The organism is Wolbachia endosymbiont (group A) of Lasioglossum morio, assembly GCF_947250585.1.
Taxonomy (GTDB): Bacteria; Pseudomonadota; Alphaproteobacteria; order Rickettsiales; family Anaplasmataceae; genus Wolbachia; species Wolbachia pipientis.
Genome location: NZ_OX366327.1, coordinates 262,289 through 279,593, shown reverse-complemented (window position 1 = coordinate 279,593; position 17,305 = coordinate 262,289). Strand labels below are relative to the sequence as shown.

The 17,305-nt window shown below is 35.5% G+C and carries 11 protein-coding genes; 7 read left to right on the top strand and 4 right to left on the bottom strand.

The features are described from left to right. Positions 1 to 41: 41 nt before the first annotated feature. The 4 genes from nusA to ubiA are packed head-to-tail and all read left to right on the top strand — an operon-like array spanning position 42 to position 5,207. Complete coding sequence (gene nusA / locus OOK89_RS01395; RefSeq protein WP_151807679.1) at positions 42 to 1,604, top strand: transcription termination factor NusA; 1,563 nt, start codon at positions 42 to 44, stop codon at positions 1,602 to 1,604. 9 nt (positions 1,605 to 1,613) lie between these two features. Next, positions 1,614 to 3,938 (top strand): translation initiation factor IF-2, encoded by a 2,325-nt coding sequence (gene infB / locus OOK89_RS01390; protein WP_264719119.1) that lies wholly within the window; start codon positions 1,614 to 1,616, stop codon positions 3,936 to 3,938. A 9-nt stretch (positions 3,939 to 3,947) separates the two neighbouring features. Beyond that, complete coding sequence (locus OOK89_RS01385) at positions 3,948 to 4,346, top strand: ribosome-binding factor A (protein WP_015589509.1); 399 nt, start codon at positions 3,948 to 3,950, stop codon at positions 4,344 to 4,346. A 3-nt stretch (positions 4,347 to 4,349) separates the two neighbouring features. Then, complete coding sequence (gene ubiA / locus OOK89_RS01380) at positions 4,350 to 5,207, top strand: 4-hydroxybenzoate octaprenyltransferase (protein WP_264719117.1); 858 nt, start codon at positions 4,350 to 4,352, stop codon at positions 5,205 to 5,207. 785 nt (positions 5,208 to 5,992) lie between these two features. Here the strand turns inward: ubiA and OOK89_RS01375 are convergent. Together OOK89_RS01375 and OOK89_RS01370 are read right to left on the bottom strand one after the other, a co-directional pair. Beyond that, positions 5,993 to 7,471 carry a UbiD family decarboxylase gene (locus OOK89_RS01375; RefSeq protein ID WP_151807676.1) on the bottom strand — a complete coding sequence of 493 codons (1,479 nt, stop codon included), beginning with the start codon at positions 7,469 to 7,471 and terminating at the stop codon, positions 5,993 to 5,995. 47 nt (positions 7,472 to 7,518) lie between these two features. Beyond that, positions 7,519 to 9,399 (bottom strand): DUF3857 domain-containing protein, encoded by a 1,881-nt coding sequence (locus OOK89_RS01370; RefSeq protein WP_236514513.1) that lies wholly within the window; start codon positions 9,397 to 9,399, stop codon positions 7,519 to 7,521. 422 nt (positions 9,400 to 9,821) lie between these two features. Between OOK89_RS01370 and OOK89_RS01365 the strand changes: the two genes are divergently transcribed. From OOK89_RS01365 to OOK89_RS01355, 3 genes are all read left to right on the top strand, one after another. Next, the gene (locus OOK89_RS01365; protein WP_264719114.1) at positions 9,822 to 10,580 is read left to right on the top strand and encodes a DsbA family protein; all 759 of its coding nucleotides are present in this window, start codon (positions 9,822 to 9,824) and stop codon (positions 10,578 to 10,580) included. A 220-nt stretch (positions 10,581 to 10,800) separates the two neighbouring features. Continuing rightward, positions 10,801 to 12,168 carry an OTU domain-containing protein gene (locus OOK89_RS01360; protein WP_264719113.1) on the top strand — a complete coding sequence of 456 codons (1,368 nt, stop codon included), beginning with the start codon at positions 10,801 to 10,803 and terminating at the stop codon, positions 12,166 to 12,168. A gap of 45 nt (positions 12,169 to 12,213) precedes the next feature. Then, the gene (locus tag OOK89_RS01355; protein ID WP_138265061.1) at positions 12,214 to 12,810 is read left to right on the top strand and encodes a TIGR02217 family protein; all 597 of its coding nucleotides are present in this window, start codon (positions 12,214 to 12,216) and stop codon (positions 12,808 to 12,810) included. A 130-nt stretch (positions 12,811 to 12,940) separates the two neighbouring features. Here the strand turns inward: OOK89_RS01355 and OOK89_RS01350 are convergent, their stop codons facing one another. Both OOK89_RS01350 and OOK89_RS01345 read right to left on the bottom strand, forming a co-directional pair. Next, positions 12,941 to 13,729 (bottom strand): hypothetical protein, encoded by a 789-nt coding sequence (locus OOK89_RS01350; protein WP_264719112.1) that lies wholly within the window; start codon positions 13,727 to 13,729, stop codon positions 12,941 to 12,943. Positions 13,730 to 13,974: 245 nt separating this feature from the next. Then, the gene (locus tag OOK89_RS01345; protein ID WP_264719110.1) at positions 13,975 to 16,620 is read right to left on the bottom strand and encodes a 2-oxoglutarate dehydrogenase E1 component; all 2,646 of its coding nucleotides are present in this window, start codon (positions 16,618 to 16,620) and stop codon (positions 13,975 to 13,977) included. Positions 16,621 to 17,305: the final 685 nt, after the last annotated feature.

Below are 17,305 nucleotides of genomic sequence, written 5' to 3'. Positions count from 1 at the left end.
TGGAGCTATAATTATAACTAATTACATTGGATTTATTTATTATGATTGCTAATCGTAAAAGCAGTGTTAAGCAGAAAAGTAACAAGAATAACATAGTTGGAAGCCTTGATGTAATAAAAACAGCAGGAGAGCTTTCACTTCAAAAAGGTTTAGATTTTGATGTTGTAATAAAGGCACTAGAAAGTGCTATAGAAGCAGTGGCTCATCAAAAATATGGTAGCAAAAGTAAAATTGTAGTTGATATAGATAGAAACACAGGCAAAGTTACTTCATATAGAAAACTAAAAGTTATTGATGATGAATCAAATGAAAAAGAGAATACTGAGTGTGAATCAATTACGCTTACACAAGCTAAATTAATAAAAGGAGATGCAAAAGTTGGAGATACTGTTAGTGAATTGCTCTCTCTTAACACTGATCTTGCTTCAGCAAGAATTGCCCAGCAAACGATTGCTCAAATAATTAAAGATGAAGAGTCAAAAAAGCAATATGAGGAATTTAAAGATAAAGTGGGAGAAATAAGGTATGGTATTGTTAAACAAGTAGAATATTCAGATCTTATTATAGACATAAATGGCACTAGGGCATATCTTCCATTGCGAAATTTAACTGGTGGTGAATCATTTCGTGAAGGTGATAAGGTTAAAGCTTACATACAGACTGTTAAGCGTTCTGATGATGGACGTCAAATTATTCTTTCTAGGACTCATGAAGGCTTTTTGGAGGCATTATTAAATCAAGAAATACCAGAAATTGCTGACGGATTAGTGACAATTAAAGGTATAGCTAGAGATGCTGGTTCAAGGTCTAAGGTTGCCGTTTTCTCTCCCGACAAGAACATTGATCCAGTAGGTGCTTGTGTTGGAGTTAAGGGAGATAGAATAAAAACTATTATACACGAATTAAATGGTGAAAAAATTGACGTTATAAATTACTCCTCAGATTTGGGTCAATTTGTTATCAAAGCCATTACTCCTGCAGAAGTATCGAAGGTTATTATTGATGAAAATGAAAATTGCATAGAGTTAATAGTTGCTGAAGATCAATTGAGTTTAGCTATAGGAAAAAAGGGCCAGAATGTAAGATTAGCTTCAGAGCTTGTTGGATGGAAAATTGAGATATTAAGCACTCAGCAAGAATCAGAAAGGCGAAGTAAAGAACTTAGTCAATGTTCAGCTTTATTTGCTGAAGCTTTAAACTTAGAAGAGATTATGGGTCAGCTATTGGTAACAGAAGGTTTTTCAAGTGTAGAAGACATATCTAGCGCTTCAATTAAAGAGCTTGCTTCAATAGAGGGCTTTAATGAAGATATTGCAAACGAACTTCACAATAGAGCAAATAAGTACCTGAAAGCAGAAAATGATAGAAAAATAGAAGAGCTAAAAAGTTTAGGTATGGAGGATGATGTAATCAATTTAACTTTATCAATAGACAATAAAATTGCTCTTAGTAAGCATGATATTAAGACTTTAGAGGACATAGCAGATTTATCAAGTTATGAGTTTTGCAGCATACTCTCTTCCTCATCCGATAGCAAAGAAGATCTAAAAGATACAGTAGATTCAATAATCATAGAAGCACGTAAAAAGCTTGGATTAATATAATAAAATAATATGAATAATGAAGATATCAGTGATAAAAAATTAACGCTCCAAGGTTTAAGCAAGCTTAAATTAGACCTCAATTTAAACTCTTCAGCTAGCCCAAGTACTGGAGCTACAGTAGTAAAAAAAAGAAGAAAAAAATCTCATGATGCAGAAGAACATAATTTATTTGACGAGAGTAAATTAGGTTCTTTAACAGAGAAAGAACAAATTTTTCGCATTAATGCTGTGCAGAATGCTGCTTTGCTGAAAGAAAGAAATCAGAGAGAAGAAAAAGAGAAAACAGCAAAAGAAGACAGCAATAAAGAGACTGACGAGAAAAATGAAGCGGACGCTTTATCTAAGGAAATAAATAAGCAAGTTTTAAGTAATACCCACTTAGTTGAACCAAAAGAAGATAGTATTGACCATGAGGACAACGATAAAAAGTCTTTTAAAGTCAACAAAGATATATATTCTAAGCATTCTAAACTGGTAATTGCACAGGCAATAGATGAAAAAACTGAACAACCCCCTGTATTTAAGCAAAGGTTTGGTATAAGAGGTAGAAAGTCAAAGTTTACTAAGGGTAAAAATATATCAAGAGAAGTTATTATACCAGACAAAATAACTATCAGGGAGTTATCTATTCGCATGGCAGAAGATAGCAAGAGTGTGCTAAAAATGTTCAAAGAAGAAGTCGGTGAGAGTTATAGAGTAGATGATCTGATGGATCCAGATATAGCATGTGAAATAGTGGAAAAATTTAATCATACGGCTAAACGAGTGAGCGATGCCAACAAAGAAAAGGATTTATTTTTTATAGAAGGCAGAGAAAGCCTGCCTAAAAAACCTAAACCACCAATCGTCACTTTTATGGGACACGTCGATCATGGTAAAACCTCATTGCTCGATGCATTTCGTGAATCTAATGTTGCAGAAAGAGAGTCAGGTGGCATAACTCAACACATAGGTGCTTATCAAATAATAACAAAAGATAAGCAAAAAATTACTTTCATTGATACACCAGGACATGAAGCGTTCACTGCGATGCGTGCATGTGGTGCCAATATTACTAATATAGTTGTAATAGTAGTTGCAGCTGACGATGGAATCATGAAACAAACAGTTGAAGCAATAAATCATGCAAAAGCAGCAAATGTTTCTATTATAGTTGCTATTAATAAAATTGATAAATCTGAGCCTGGTGATGTGGAGAAAGTAATGAGTAGCTTACCTCAATATGATCTCATTCCTGAAGAGCTTGGTGGTGATGTTATGATTGTGCCAGTATCAGCAAAAAAGAAAACTAATTTAGATAAACTAGAAGAGACGATTTTGTTAATCGCTGAATTAATGAAGCTAGAAGCAATAGAAGATTGTCGAGCACTTGGATGGGTAATAGAATCCAAAATAGATAAAGCGAAAGGAATATCAGCTACATTGATAGTTGAGGAAGGAACGTTAAAGGTTGGTGACATATTGGTAGTTGGTACAACATACAGTAAAGTACGTAGTATGGTTAATCACCTTGGTCAAAGAGAAAAAGCAGCACTACCCTCCGCTCCAATTGAAATTACTGGTCTAAATGGTGTACCAAATGCTGGAGATAAATTTGTTGTTGTAAATTCTGAAAAGCAGGCGCGTGAAATTGTTGAATACAGGCTAGAGTTGATCAAGAAAAAGAAAGAAGATTTGGGCGACAATAATTTAGATATATTCAGTCGTAATAACAGCGAAACAGAAGAACTATCTGTAGTTTTAAAGTGCGATGTAACTGGTTCTATTGAAGCAATATCAAGTTCAATTGATAAACTCGGTAAAGACCAAGTGAAATTAAATATCCTACACAAAGCAGTAGGAGGGATAACAGATTCAGATGTGCTGCTTGCAGAAGCATCAAGTGCAGTAATTTTAGCTTTTAATGTAAAAGTGGACTCAAAAATAAGGGACTTGGCAAAACAAAAAGGTATAGAAATACATACTTATAACATAATATACGAGCTCATTGACGACATGAGAATGTATTTAACTAAAATGTTAAAGCCTGTTACACGAGAGGTTCGTGTTGGTTCTGCATCTGTAAGGCAAATATTTAATGTATCTAAAGCTGGTAATATCATTGGATGTTATGTAAGTGATGGAGTCATAAAAAAAGATTCTTTAATTAAGGTAGTGCGTGGTGGCAAATTGGTGCATGAAGGAAAGTTAAAAGCACTACGTAGATTTAAAGATGATGTTAAAGAAGTAGGTGTAAACTTTGAATGCGGAGTATCACTAGAGGGTAATGTCGATATTAAAGTTGGAGATATTTTGGAAGCTTATCAATTAGTGCAAGAAGAAAGGGTGTTATAGTAGCTGGATATGAAAAAGGAAATTAGAAACCTAAAGATAGCATCGGTATTGCATAGAGCAATATCAAGAATTCTAATGGAAGGTAAGGTGTTCAATAAAAATGTAGCGGTATCTGACGTAAAATTAAGTAAAGATTTGAAAAAAGCAGATGTATATATTGTGTTATCTTCATTGAATATTCAAGTAGCTGACTACTTAGATCCAGAAAAAAGACGCACTGGAGATCCTTCTGAGAATAATTGTGATCTTAACACCGTTGTTAATGAAATGAACCAATCTGCATGGTCAATACGTAAATCTATACTGTGTTATGTTGATTTGCGATTTATACCTGAACTAGTTTTCAAGCCTGACTTAGCGTTCGATAATTTTGTTAATGTAAGCAAAATATTACATAATCACACTTAATTAATGCATTTCAATCGTTACTTTTCATTAATGAGGTTGCACAGTTTAACGGGTTTGTGGCTTGTGCTATTTCCCAGTTTGAGCGGTATTCTTTTAGCCTCAACTTCTCTATCGTATCAGACTCTTTTTCTCCTTGTTTTGTTTACTATAGGTGCATTTTTAATGAGACCCGCAGGGTGCATAATCAATGATATCTTCGATAGAAAAATAGATGCGCACGTTGAACGAACAAAATATAGGCCACTTGCAAGTGGTGCATTAAACATAAAGCAGGCTTTGGCTTTACTTTCACTGTTACTGTCTATTGCCCTGGTAATCTTATTATTAACTAATAAAACTACACTTATACTTGGAATAATCTCAATGTGTATGATAGCTACTTACCCTTTATTAAAGCGGTATGTTTGGTGGCCACAATTGTTCTTAGGGTTTACCTTCAATATGGGATCGCTCATGGGCTCAGCAGCAATAATAAACCAGATCAGTATAGAATCCTTGCTGTTTTATATAGGATGCGTCTTTTGGACGCTTAGTTATGACACCATATACGCCCATCAAGATAAAAAAGATGATGAAAAACTCGGGATGAAATCTACCGCATTATATTTTGGTGATACAACAAAATCTTGGTTGAAAAGATTTTATTTAATATCTCTTATGACGTGGCTATATGCTGGTATCTTATCATCATTAAATAACATTTTTTATATTGCTCTACTTGCTGTAGGGTTCATATTTCACCGCCAATACAAAAATTTCAATCCTGACGATCCCAGTCAATGCATGTCCATATTTAAAAATAATTCCTACGTAGGGTTGCTTCTCTTTTTTGGCATCCTTTTAGATAGAATTATCACCTAGGTCTCAAGAGTTTTGGCTCTAATGAAGTCAATAAACTCAGGTACTCGCAGAAACGAAAATTGCTTGACAAACTCCGCCAGCCCACTTATCATGAAACTGAAGCTATTGTATTTGCTTTCGCCAATCTGCAGATTAAAAGGTAAGGATTACTTAATGTATCGGCGTCTTATGTTCAATTTTTTGCAGTATATAGATACTGTATGTCTTTACAAAACTTCATCTACATCTAGATTTTTATCTAAATAAGCTGAACGCGCTTATAAAGCGTTACAAGACATCAAAAAATGCCAATACTCGACAGAGATAGTAAAAGACTAGCTAACTCGGGGATTCTTTGTCTTTTTTTCTGCTTAGTAAATTTCTTAAACATTTGCAGCGTAGGTTAGTTGCAATTAAAAGCGGCTGAATCTCGCTTGTCAAGCGTTTAAAACATAAAAAACGCCAATATTTTAAAGCGGATAATAACCCCAGGGCTTCTTTTGCCTTTTTTTTCATTTGGTAAATTTCTTAATATTTACAGCTAAACAACAACCGTCATCCCTAAGTATCCCGCTGCTTGTTAGCGGCTGAGATACCGCGAATGAATCGCGGTATGACGGTTCGCGGCAGGATGACGATAAGCTCGTCATCCCACTACTTGTTAGCGGCTAAGAGATACCGCGGCGGTATAGCTATATGATGACAAAAAAAGGGCACTGTGACGAACTTAAATCACAATTATCAGTTAATGCTAATTACGGCATTATAAAAAACGCCAAACTTTTTTCTGCTTTTATGCAAGAAGTCTAGTCCATATATTCCTCCCACTTCTCCGCGACTTTCCTTACTATTTCCTCACTCATCTCAATTTTCTTTCCCCACTCTCGTTTGGTTTCAGGCGGGATTTTATTTGTCGCATCAAATCCCATCTTACCTCCAAGTCCACTTTCAGGGGAAGCAAAGTCTAAATAATCAATAGGTGCATTTTCTATCATGATTGTATCACGCACAGGGTCCATCCTTGTTGACATTGCCCACATCACTTCCTTCCAATCACGTATATTTATATCATCATCAACAACGATAATAAACTTCGTGTATAAAAACTGCTTTAGAAAAGAAAGTATGCCCATAACAATTCTTTTTGCCTGCCCTGGATAGGATTTTTTTATCGACACTACCGCTATTCTATATGAGCAACCTTCCGGCGGCAGATAAAAGTCCACTATCTCTGGAAATTGATTAATAAGAATGGGCACAAAAATTTCATTGAGTGCTTCACCAAGAATCGATGGTTCATCAGGTGGCTTGCCGGTGAAAGTGCTGAGATAAATTGGATTTTTACGCATAGTAATTGCAGTAATATTAAATTCAGGAAATTGCTCAACAGAATTATAGTAGCCGGTGTGATCTCCGTATGGCCCTTCGTCTTGATATCTATCCAAACTCACATAGCCTTCCAGAACGATTTCCGCGTGAGCTGGCACTTGAAGTGGAATAGTCTTACAATTTACCAGCTCAAGCGGCTTCTTTCGCAGTAGTCCAGCAAATTGGTATTCTGACAATGTTTCTGGCACTGGAGTTACCGCAGCAATAATCGTTGCAGGATCACTACCGATCACAGCAGCAGCAGGAAATTTCATATTTCTGCCTTCTTCCTTCCAACGCTTATGGTGAGTTGCGCCACCCCTGTGTGCAAGCCAACGCATTAGTGTTGTTTTTTTATCTATAACCTGCATACGATATATTCCAAGATTAAAATTATCTTGCTTTTCTTTCGTGGGTCCTTTCGTTACCACAATTGGCCAGGTGATAAGTGGTGCAGGTTCATTTGGCCAGCATGTTTGAATGGGCAGTAGACTTAGGTCCACTTCATCTCCGGTTAGCACTACCTCTTGACATGGAGCCTTGCTCACTATTTTACTTCGCATCGATAACACAACTTTCAACAAAGGAAACATTTTTATAGCATCCTTAAAGTTTTTTGGCGGCTCAGGTGATTGCAAAAATGCTAAAAGTTTACCAAGATCTCTTAGCTCACCAGGATTTATGTTCAGTCCCAAGGCAATTCTTTCAATAGTACCGAATAAATTCACTAAAACTGGAATCGAATTTTTGCCGTTTTCTGTGACAACATTTTCAAAGATGATAGCTGGTCCTTTGTTTGACAAAACTCTGCGGTGAATTTCTGTCATTTCAAGAACTGTTGAAACTTCCTCCTTAATCCTAATCAGATCTTTTTTTTCTTCTAAGGCTTTGATGAAGTCGCGTAAGTTGTTGTACATATTTTAAAGATTTTAAGTCTTTTAAGAAGTGTTTTTCCCAGCACAACCTATTCACTTATTATTATAGAGGCTCTAGAAAAATTATTCTCCAGCTCGCTTTTTAAGTTTTTATATTCAGTAGTGTTTAACTCTTCATTGGTAATAAAGCTTTTCTGTATAGCTACTATATCATTTAATTCTGTGCTGCCATTTTGATGTTTACATGACCTATTTACATATAACCATGGAGAATTTATTTCAAAATTCAATTCTGCACAGTTTTTAATCGCAATGTCTTTTATTACCGTATGCGTTTCACGAGTATGAGGAGTACCTATAAAAATGTCTGACACTTGGTCAGAAACTGTATTTACGACACCATTAAGCAAATTATTTTCTAAAGTTAAAACAAGTCCTAGGTTCGTCCTAAAAACTTTATTTTTTTGTTGTAATTCATACTTAATTGTAAGATCCTCTACATTACGCGAAGTAAGATCAGGCAATTCTAAGAATTTCTTTTCTTTTTCATTAAGATATACCCCACTAATTATATAAAAAACAGAATCTCTTAACTGCTCGTTTGAGTAATATAATCCAGCACTTGCTAAGCTCATAGCTGACTCCCCTTGCATAGTAAGCTGACCACGTTCGTTTACAACATTATCTTGTATAGTTAATTCACTATGGGATATAATTTTTGAATTTTCAGCTTGTACAGCAGGAATTTTTGTGTAGCTAACTTCTTTAGAATCCAATACTAAAGCAACTTTGTCAGCAACATCTGGAAAAATACCTTGTGCCATACTAACCTTATTAGTCGGATCAATCCAATATATTTTTCCACCTTTATTTGTTACTCTGAGCATCGTATGATTAAAATTACCCAGATTAGGTAATGCTTCGGAATTAGGAATGCTAGTAATTCCTCTCATAACTAGAGTAGGTTGAACTCTGTAACCAAGTTTTTGTAAAATAGCAGCCGTACTAACAGAAAAATCCTTACAATCTCCAGTTTGATAATCAGCAATTTTCTCTAAATCTCTTGGAAAAAATCGTCCTGACACTGTACGCCAATCTCCCGTGTATTGAATTTTCTCATTCAACAAAGAAGTAACAACGTTAATTTTCTCTTCATCAGTACTCTCATTGGCAGCAGATTCTGCTATGGCCGTAAAAATTGTAGGAAGTGGCTGAGTAATGACGTTATAATATCCAGGAGCTAATTTTTTTGCTAAATCCTCCCATTTAGATAGGCTTGACAGTGATACCCAAGTATTGTGCTTAAAATTCAATATTCCATTATGTGGCTCATTTATCAAACCTTCATAAATTGCCTTTTTTAAAGTAATGCTTATAGAATGTACACCATTCTTTTTCTCCTCAGCGATCTTTAATACGTTTCTTGGATCATTCACTCTAATCTCTAGAGGCAACTCAGAATTGATTTTAGTATTCTCTGCTTGAAAATACCGCCCATAATAAGAAAAGTGCAAACCATAAAAATTATCAATAGGAACTTTTTTATGAATTTGTTTATATTTTAGATATACTTCTGCACCAATTGTCATTTTAGGAAATGATATGGTTACTTGCCTTAGCTGATCGAAACCTTGAGGACTAGCCAACGCCTTGTCCTCTATCATGTTTTTAGCGACTACGTATTCCCTCCCATTGTAAGCTGTTTTAGCTTCTAAAATAGTGAGGTCTGCACTATCACCATTATAAATAAGACTGTATGGGGAGAATGCACTACGCCCAGATTCCTTGAGTACTTTTGCTTGGAGTTCTGATTCTAATTCATAAGTACCATCCCCATTAATATTAATGGTACTATTAGAAATTTTGATCTCAATGGGAGCATCTTCATACTTAGTCCACCTTGCTTCAACTGGAGGAGTTATAAAAAACACTAACAATGTTAAGTTAAAAAGAGTTTTTAAAAATTTCATTATGACACTCATATAGAATATTTAAAATTATCGGCATATTGACTGAAAAATTGTTTTATTACACCCACACGACGCGACCATACACTGCAATAAACTCAGCAAATGGGAAAAAGAGAAGCTTACTTCCTAGAATGGCTATTTCCTTTTTTTTACCAATATTTATCGCCGCGTTTGTTAGCATTATACATGGCAGTTATAAGATAATCAACTACCAAAATGTTTCACCACCCTCATCACCAAGTCTTCTGATGAACTTTGTGACAATATACCTAATCATTGTACGTAAAGTTTGTATTCGAGGCAAAACTGACTATAAAATACACTTGATATAAATGTTTTTATATATTAACATTAGATGCTTCTTTTAATATATAGATAAATGTGTACTAAAAGTTTTATATTGTAGGTTCTTTAATAAGTATATGTCTAGAATATCGTTTTTATTGATTCTTATACTGGCAGTAGCAAGTTTACCAGTAATAAACAATTGGCTTTCACACCGCGGTCAAACCCTAACCGATGACCAAATAAGTACGAGATTAGATGATTATATCAGTAGAAATTTTGATAAGATCGTAAAAACTCTCAAAGAGGAGTCGATTAAAAGTAGTTACGCTGCTCGAGATAATGTAACCAAAAGTAAAATTTCACAATACAAGGATGAAATATTTGACCTTACTTATCCTTACTCCGGAAATGAAAATAGTAGTGTTATAGCTGTAGGCTTCCTTGACTATTCTTGTGGACATTGCAAAGCTATAAAGAATGATATAAAGCAGTTAATTAACGACGGCAAAATTAAGTATATCTTTAGGGATGCTCCAATACTTGGTAACGCTTCTTTAAAGGCAGCAAAAAGTGCTTTAGCTGTCTATTTTCTCGATAAAGAAAAATATTTCGATTTTCACCATGCTGCTTTAAGTCACAAAGGAGAATTTTCAGACGAAAGCATATTGGATATAGTGAAAAACATAGGGATTGATGAGGACGATTTTAATGATTCCATAAAAGATAACGCGGACAAAATTGAGCAAATGATAAACAACAGTAGGCTTCTAGTAAGAGATTTGGGAGTAGGTGGTACACCTTTTTTAATAATTGGAGATAGCCTGTTTGTAGGAGCAACTGATTTGAATGTATTACGCAAAAAAGTAGATGAATTAAGTCACAAGCAAGGCTAGTTACAGTTTGCCATAAAATTTTATTTTTTTTGCTTGACAACTCAAATGAACCTGAGTATAGTAACTGTGGGTGTGATAAGTAACGGCACGTAGAAGTGACACAGTAGCTCAAGAAAAGCAGGTGATGCCTATAGTCAAGCATAACCTCAGCCTGCAAAGATTGACTAATCCATTAAAAAGTGTTAAACTCAATATATAATTACCATTCTGGAGTTACAATATGAAAGAACCTAATTATACAAGAGAACCAATTGCTCTTTTTCGACAAATCAAAGAAAAGAAAAAATCAAGTAATTTATTGCATAATTTAAAGAGTGCTTATTCTAAAAAACTAAAGATAGGGGCTGCTCTAAAGACAGGGGATTGCTTTTTTGACTCCGTGGCTCAAGGGTTGAATGAGTTAAAACCTGGTCATCGTTTTACCGCAAAATCATTAAGAAAAGATTGTGCAGATTATGCTGAAAACAAAAAGGACTCACGATGGGTTTTTGATGAAATAACAAAAAATATTGCTGAAGGATATGCTGTACCTATGATAGGTTCAAATGGAAATGTAATGAAAGATAACCAGAACAATATTATACCAGACAATATTGCATCTTTTGATAGATATTTAAAAGATATTAGAAGTATGGCTACAGAAGCTAGCCTACCTATATGGGGTCGCCCAGGGATTGAAGGGAGAATGATATGTGATAAGTATGAAGTGGAGCTTGATATTTATTCAATAGAGGAAGATAGTCAAAAAGTTACAGTAACTAAAATTACAGCACATGATGATGATCTAGAAGTTTTTATACAAGGTGTGAATCTTGATCAATTAAAGATAGATAATAGTAAAAAAACTGTAGGAGTAGTGAATTACATGCAACATTTTGTACCACTCCTTAGTGGAATTTCTGAAGATATAAAAGAAGATCAACAAGTTTCTAGTGAAGCAATTCTTGGCACAGGTAAAAGAGTTCCTACTTCTGATCAATCAGAGAAAGAAGTACAACAAGAAATAATTAATATCAGTACTAGTGCGACTGTTTATACGGATAAAGAAATCCCTTTTTCTCATCAACTAGAGCAAAAAACACGACAAGAAGGAATTAATGCCAGCGCTAGTGCGACTGTTTATACGGATAGAGAAATTCCTACTTCTAATCAATCAGAGCAAAAAGTACAACAAGAAATAATTAATACCAACACTAGTGCGCCGGTTTTACAAATTTACACAGATAAAAAAATCCCTTCCTCTCATCAGCAAGAACAAAAAACACAACAAAAAGAAATACAAAAAAAATTAATCAATAGTTACAGGAAAGAGGCTATTTATGTAATAGCTACTGTAATAACAGCTATAGCATTCACAGCATCTGCTATAGCTGCTATCATTACTCAAGCAATTCCTTTTGCATGTCTTGCTGGAACTGCTTTAGTCGCTGCATGTGTTTGTGTATATCAATTAACGCAGAGTCATAAAGACATTAACGAACTGAAAAGCGAGTTAGGAAAAGGTCAAGAAGATAATGCCCACACTTTCTTAGAGAAGGTGGGATTAAAAATGCACAGCCTTATTGATAAGGCAACATTAAGGATTTAAGACTTTTTAAACTATCATCTCAATTTCATTTTCACAGGAGGACATATGTCATTCACAGAAATTAGATTTCCAGAAAATATATCTTATGGTTCCACTGGAGGACCGGAATTTTCCACTGACGTTGTAACAACTCACAATGGTTGTGAACAGCGCAACATCAATTGGTCTCATGCACGCACTAGATACAACATAGCTTACGGGGTCAGATCAAACGAGCAGCTACTAGAACTAATAACATTTTTTCATGCACGAAAAGGTAAAGCAATAGGGTTTCGTTTTAAGGATTGGTCGGATTTTATAGCCATTAATCAAGAGATTGGTATAGGAGATAACAAAAAAACGACTTTTCAGCTAATCAAAACTTATGTAAGTGGGGAAGATAAGCATATACGTATGATCAAAAAGCCAGTACATGGGACAGTAAAGATTTATTTAAATGGTAAAGAAGAGAGTGAATATTCAGTAAATTATTCAACGGGAGAAATAACATTTATGAAGCCACCAGTAAAAGATGCGATAATCACTGCGAGCTTCGAATTTGATGTGCCCGTACGCTTTGATACAGATTACTTAAACGCTTCGATTGATGACTATGGAAGCAATAGCTGGAATAATATCCCCTTGGTGGAAGTGAAATTTTAGTTATAAGCGAGCATAGATCCACATCATAGTAGGGCTACTAGTCTACCATAAATTGAAAAATTAAGCACCACTGAGGCTCTATACCTAAATGAGCCTCAGTATATGCAATTATTTTAAACTTTATCACCAGCTATATACTACAATGTTGCTGAGCTTTGCTAACATTTACACTTGAAGCTTGGGGAGATTCTAACTCAGTGCTTTTTTCTTCCTGCAAAATAGAAAGCTTCAACAACTCCTTTAGAGTTGATTTTGCAAGTGTTGTATCATCTTTGTTTAAGATGTAGTCTAGCATGTTGTTTTTCTGTAAGCGATTAACAAAATATCTATCTTCCTCATTAAGAACCTCTATCTTGTTAATACAAGATAATACTAAATCCGAGCTCTTTATTGCTAAAATTCCATTTACGAAAATATCTAATTTTGTTTTGTCTTCAGTCAAGTCTCTAGCTAACCTATTTCTGATGTTATCATTATCAAGCACAGTGTACTCGAGGTACGAGCAAGGCTCAATAAGTATAAAGTCCTCTAAAGGCACTAGTTCTGGATAGGTGCCAGCGTAATCAAGTATGCCACACTCAGTAATACACCCTCCTTTTCTTATAACACAGCAATTGAGACGACCATGATACATTGATAACAAAGAAAAAAGACGTATTATACTTGTACCTCTATCTTTCATTTCCTCGAAAAGCTTCCTATCATTTATTAATTTGTGCAAAATGTAATCCATAGCAGGACCTGGTTTGCGGAAATGAAACATATTATTCTCTTCAAAAATGGCCTCAGCTAATTCGATAGATTCTTTATCCTCATCTACAAAAGCTTTTTCATTTCTATTTAACTGTATGATCTCAGCTTTGCTATCTCTGCGTAGACCAGTTCTCCTTATTAACATCTCAAATATTTTTGTATTCATATATATCCTATATTAATTAAAGTAAATATTAATAATGTTTACTTTTTAAATAAAAATAAATGAAAATTTTAATAAAAATTATATTTTTTTTAATAGAATAAAAATCTTTTATATTTGCTTGAGTACCAAAAGGGCTTTATTGGTGTAATGCGTTTTCTATTGCGCCTGGCTGCAGCGCGTGATGCAACCGGATTCAAGTGTCAGCTACTTTTATAGCACCACTTCTGCTTCAATAACTGTAAATACTAAGCGATCTGTCTTAAAATCTCCTCTTGTTGCTGAGCATGGACACTAACATAACCACATGCAGGAGATGCAGCAGCAGGTCTTGCGATACACTTAGGTCTTTTTGCTTGAATATTGAGATTGGATAACACTTCCTCTATCAATGGGTTGACAAAAAACCATCCTCCCATATTTTTTGGTTCTTCTTGACACCATATAATTTCAGCGTTCTCGTATTTCTCAAGTTCACTGCTTAGTTTATCGGCCGGAAACGGATAGAATTGCTCCAAACGTATTACTGCTATATCGTTTATTTTTTGTGTTTCAAGCATTTCAATTATATCGTAATAAACTTTACCGCTGCATATTACAACTTTTCGTACTTTATCACTTGAAACTAAACCTTTTCTACATTCTGGAATCACCGTGAGGAATTTTCCTTCAAAATCGGATAGGTTAGAAACTGCTCTTTTGTGGCGCAGTAGCGATTTAGGTGTAAACACTACCAGAGGCTTACGAAAGTCTCTATGCATTTGTCTGCGTAAGACATGGAAGTAATTTGCCGGAGTGGAACAATTAACTACCTGCATATTATCCTCTGCGCAGAGTTGCAAAAATCTCTCTATACGTGCGGAGCTATGCTCAGGTCCCTGTCCTTCATAACCATGAGGCAGCAATAAAACTAGACCGCTTGATCGCAACCACTTTGTTTCTGCAGATGCGATAAACTGGTCGATCATAATTTGCGCACCGTTTGCAAAATCACCAAATTGTCCTTCCCAGAGCACCAGTGAATACGGGGAATCAAGGCTATATCCATATTCAAAGCCCATTACAGCATACTCAGATAGTGCGCTATCTATGACCTCAAAGTGAGCTTGCTTTTCATTTATATTGTTTAGCGGAATAAACGCTTCTTCTGTTACCTGATCAACAAGCCTTGAATGACGGTGCGAGAAAGTTCCACGTCCAGAATCTTGTCCTGATAAACGCACTCCTATTCCTTCTGTGAGCAGTGATGCAAATGCAAGACTTTCAGCAGTTGCCCAGTCTATATCGTGACCGGAATTTATACTGTCTATTCTGCCATCGAGTATTCTTCTAACTTTATTGTTGATATTAAAGCTACTTGGGATATTGCTATTTATATGAACACCCAATTTTTTCAGCTCATCTGGCGGAACACCAGAATCCGTGTAGTATTCGCTCAAATCGTTCAGCTTTGCTCTTCTTAATTTTGACCACACTCCACCGAACCAGTCAGCTTTTTTTGGAGTGTAAGCCGCTGATTCAGCAAGACTTTTATCTAATTTTGCCCTGAATTCACTGCGCAATTTATTTACTTCATCGCCATCTAATACTTTCTCTGCAGTCAATTTTTCTTCATACAATGTTCCAGGAGTTTTATGCTTTGATATCGCCTTATACATAAGTGGCTGAGTGAAATTCGGTTCATCACCTTCATTATGGCCATATTTGCGGTAGCACATTATGTCAATTACTACGTCCTTTTTAAATTTCTGCCTATATTCCATCGCCAGACTTGTAGCAAAACTCACAGCTTCCGGGTTATCTCCATTGACGTGAAACACTGGAGCTTCTATTGATTTTGCTATATCAGTGCAATAAAAAGAGGATCGTGCGCAACATGGGTTAGCAGTAAAACCAACTTGGTTATTAATGACAATGTGCACAATGCCATCCACTTTATAGCCTTCAATATTGCTTAAGGTTAAAGTTTCAGCAACCACTCCTTGACCGATGAAAGCCGCATCACCATGAATTGATATGCCAAGCACAGATCTTATATTCTGTTTTGCTCTTATTCTTCCAGCCAAAACCGGATTTACCGCTTCAAGGTGAGATGGATTAGGGCATAAACTTAAATGTATTTTTTTGCCACCTGAAAGTGCTCGATCAGAAGAGTAACCAAGGTGATATTTAACATCACCGGACACCTCAAGACCACTTGGGTATGCAAGATTGCCTTGAAATTCAGACAGCATTGCTGCATATTCTTTTCCCATAACTTTGGTTAGAACATTGAGTCGTCCGCGGTGAGCCATGCCAAGGACTATTTCTTCAATACTAAAAGCTGCAGAATCACTGATGATTCTCTCAATTGCAACAATAGCTGATTCTCCACCTTCAATAGAAAAGCGTTTATATCCAGGAAATTTCATATGGAGAAATTGCTCGAACATCTCAGATTCGATCAAGTGCCTCAGTATTTCTTTTTTGTCTCGCGAATCCAGTTTGTAGCTCTGACTTTCTATTTTTTCTTGCAGCCACATTCTCTCCTCATAAGAGGAAATATGCATAAATTCAAAACCGATATTCTTGCAGTAAATATCTCTATAGATTCTAGTATCATCCGTAGGAGAAAGATTCGAATATTTCTGATAATCTATTTCTTTACTTACATTTGGCGATAATGGATTTAAGTCTGCAAAAAAATGACCGTAAGACCTAAAGAAATTTGCCAAATCAGAAGCCGAATCATCCGTCTTGGTTACATTGCAGGTCTCCGTTTTCTTAACTTCTAAATTACTTGAAAAAATTCTGTTCCAATCTTCCCCGATTGATTTATCGCCCTGCAAATAACGGCTATACATTTCTTCCACAAATTCTGCATTATCACCATAAAGGCAGCTTAAACTCGACATAATTACTATATAAGATATCAAACACTTATAAGTATAACTTAAGTTTTTTAAAAAAGAACTTTTTTAGTTTCTATACGTCATACCGCCGCGGTATCTCTTAACATAGATCCCGCTAACACGTAGCGGGATGACGATTGTCAGGGTGTCATTCCAGCGCGTGACGCTGGAATCCAGTTTTTATTTGCAGCCTACTTGACTCGAAGCTAAGTTTTCTGGATCCAAATAGTCAAGGCACTGGGATGACAAAAAAAGGAGCACTGGAATGACAAAGCTATAGGTTGCAAGCGAGACGTCATACCGCCGCGGCGCTAACAAGAGATCCCGCTAACACGTAGCGGGATGACGGTTGTCGTTTAGCTATAAACATTAAGAAATTTACTAAGCGAAAAAAAAGGCAAAAGAAGCCCCGTGGTTGGCTAATTACTTACATTATACTTTCAAGTATGGCGTTTTTTTATTCTAAACGCTTAATAACCGCGATTTAGCTGCTTTTTAATGCAACTAACCTTTAGTCATAAATGTTTAAGAAATTTACTAAACAGAAAAAAAGGCAAAAGAAACCCTAGGGTAGCTAGTTATTCACTATCCATTTTTTAAGTTGGCGTTTTTTTATGTTTTAAATGCTTTATAAGCGCATTTTAGCTTATATTAGGTAAAAACCTAGAAATTTTATAAAGACATAAGG

Coding starts and splice junctions, on each gene's coding strand:
- nusA (WP_151807679.1), top strand. CDS start 42: ATGATTGCTAATCGTAAAAGCAGTGTTAAGCAGAAAAGTAACAAGAAT.
- infB (WP_264719119.1), top strand. CDS start 1,614: ATGAATAATGAAGATATCAGTGATAAAAAATTAACGCTCCAAGGTTTA.
- OOK89_RS01385 (WP_015589509.1), top strand. CDS start 3,948: ATGAAAAAGGAAATTAGAAACCTAAAGATAGCATCGGTATTGCATAGA.
- ubiA (WP_264719117.1), top strand. CDS start 4,350: ATGCATTTCAATCGTTACTTTTCATTAATGAGGTTGCACAGTTTAACG.
- OOK89_RS01375 (WP_151807676.1), bottom strand. CDS start 7,471: ATGTACAACAACTTACGCGACTTCATCAAAGCCTTAGAAGAAAAAAAA.
- OOK89_RS01370 (WP_236514513.1), bottom strand. CDS start 9,399: ATGAAATTTTTAAAAACTCTTTTTAACTTAACATTGTTAGTGTTTTTT.
- OOK89_RS01365 (WP_264719114.1), top strand. CDS start 9,822: ATGTCTAGAATATCGTTTTTATTGATTCTTATACTGGCAGTAGCAAGT.
- OOK89_RS01360 (WP_264719113.1), top strand. CDS start 10,801: ATGAAAGAACCTAATTATACAAGAGAACCAATTGCTCTTTTTCGACAA.
- OOK89_RS01355 (WP_138265061.1), top strand. CDS start 12,214: ATGTCATTCACAGAAATTAGATTTCCAGAAAATATATCTTATGGTTCC.
- OOK89_RS01350 (WP_264719112.1), bottom strand. CDS start 13,729: ATGAATACAAAAATATTTGAGATGTTAATAAGGAGAACTGGTCTACGC.
- OOK89_RS01345 (WP_264719110.1), bottom strand. CDS start 16,620: ATGTCGAGTTTAAGCTGCCTTTATGGTGATAATGCAGAATTTGTGGAA.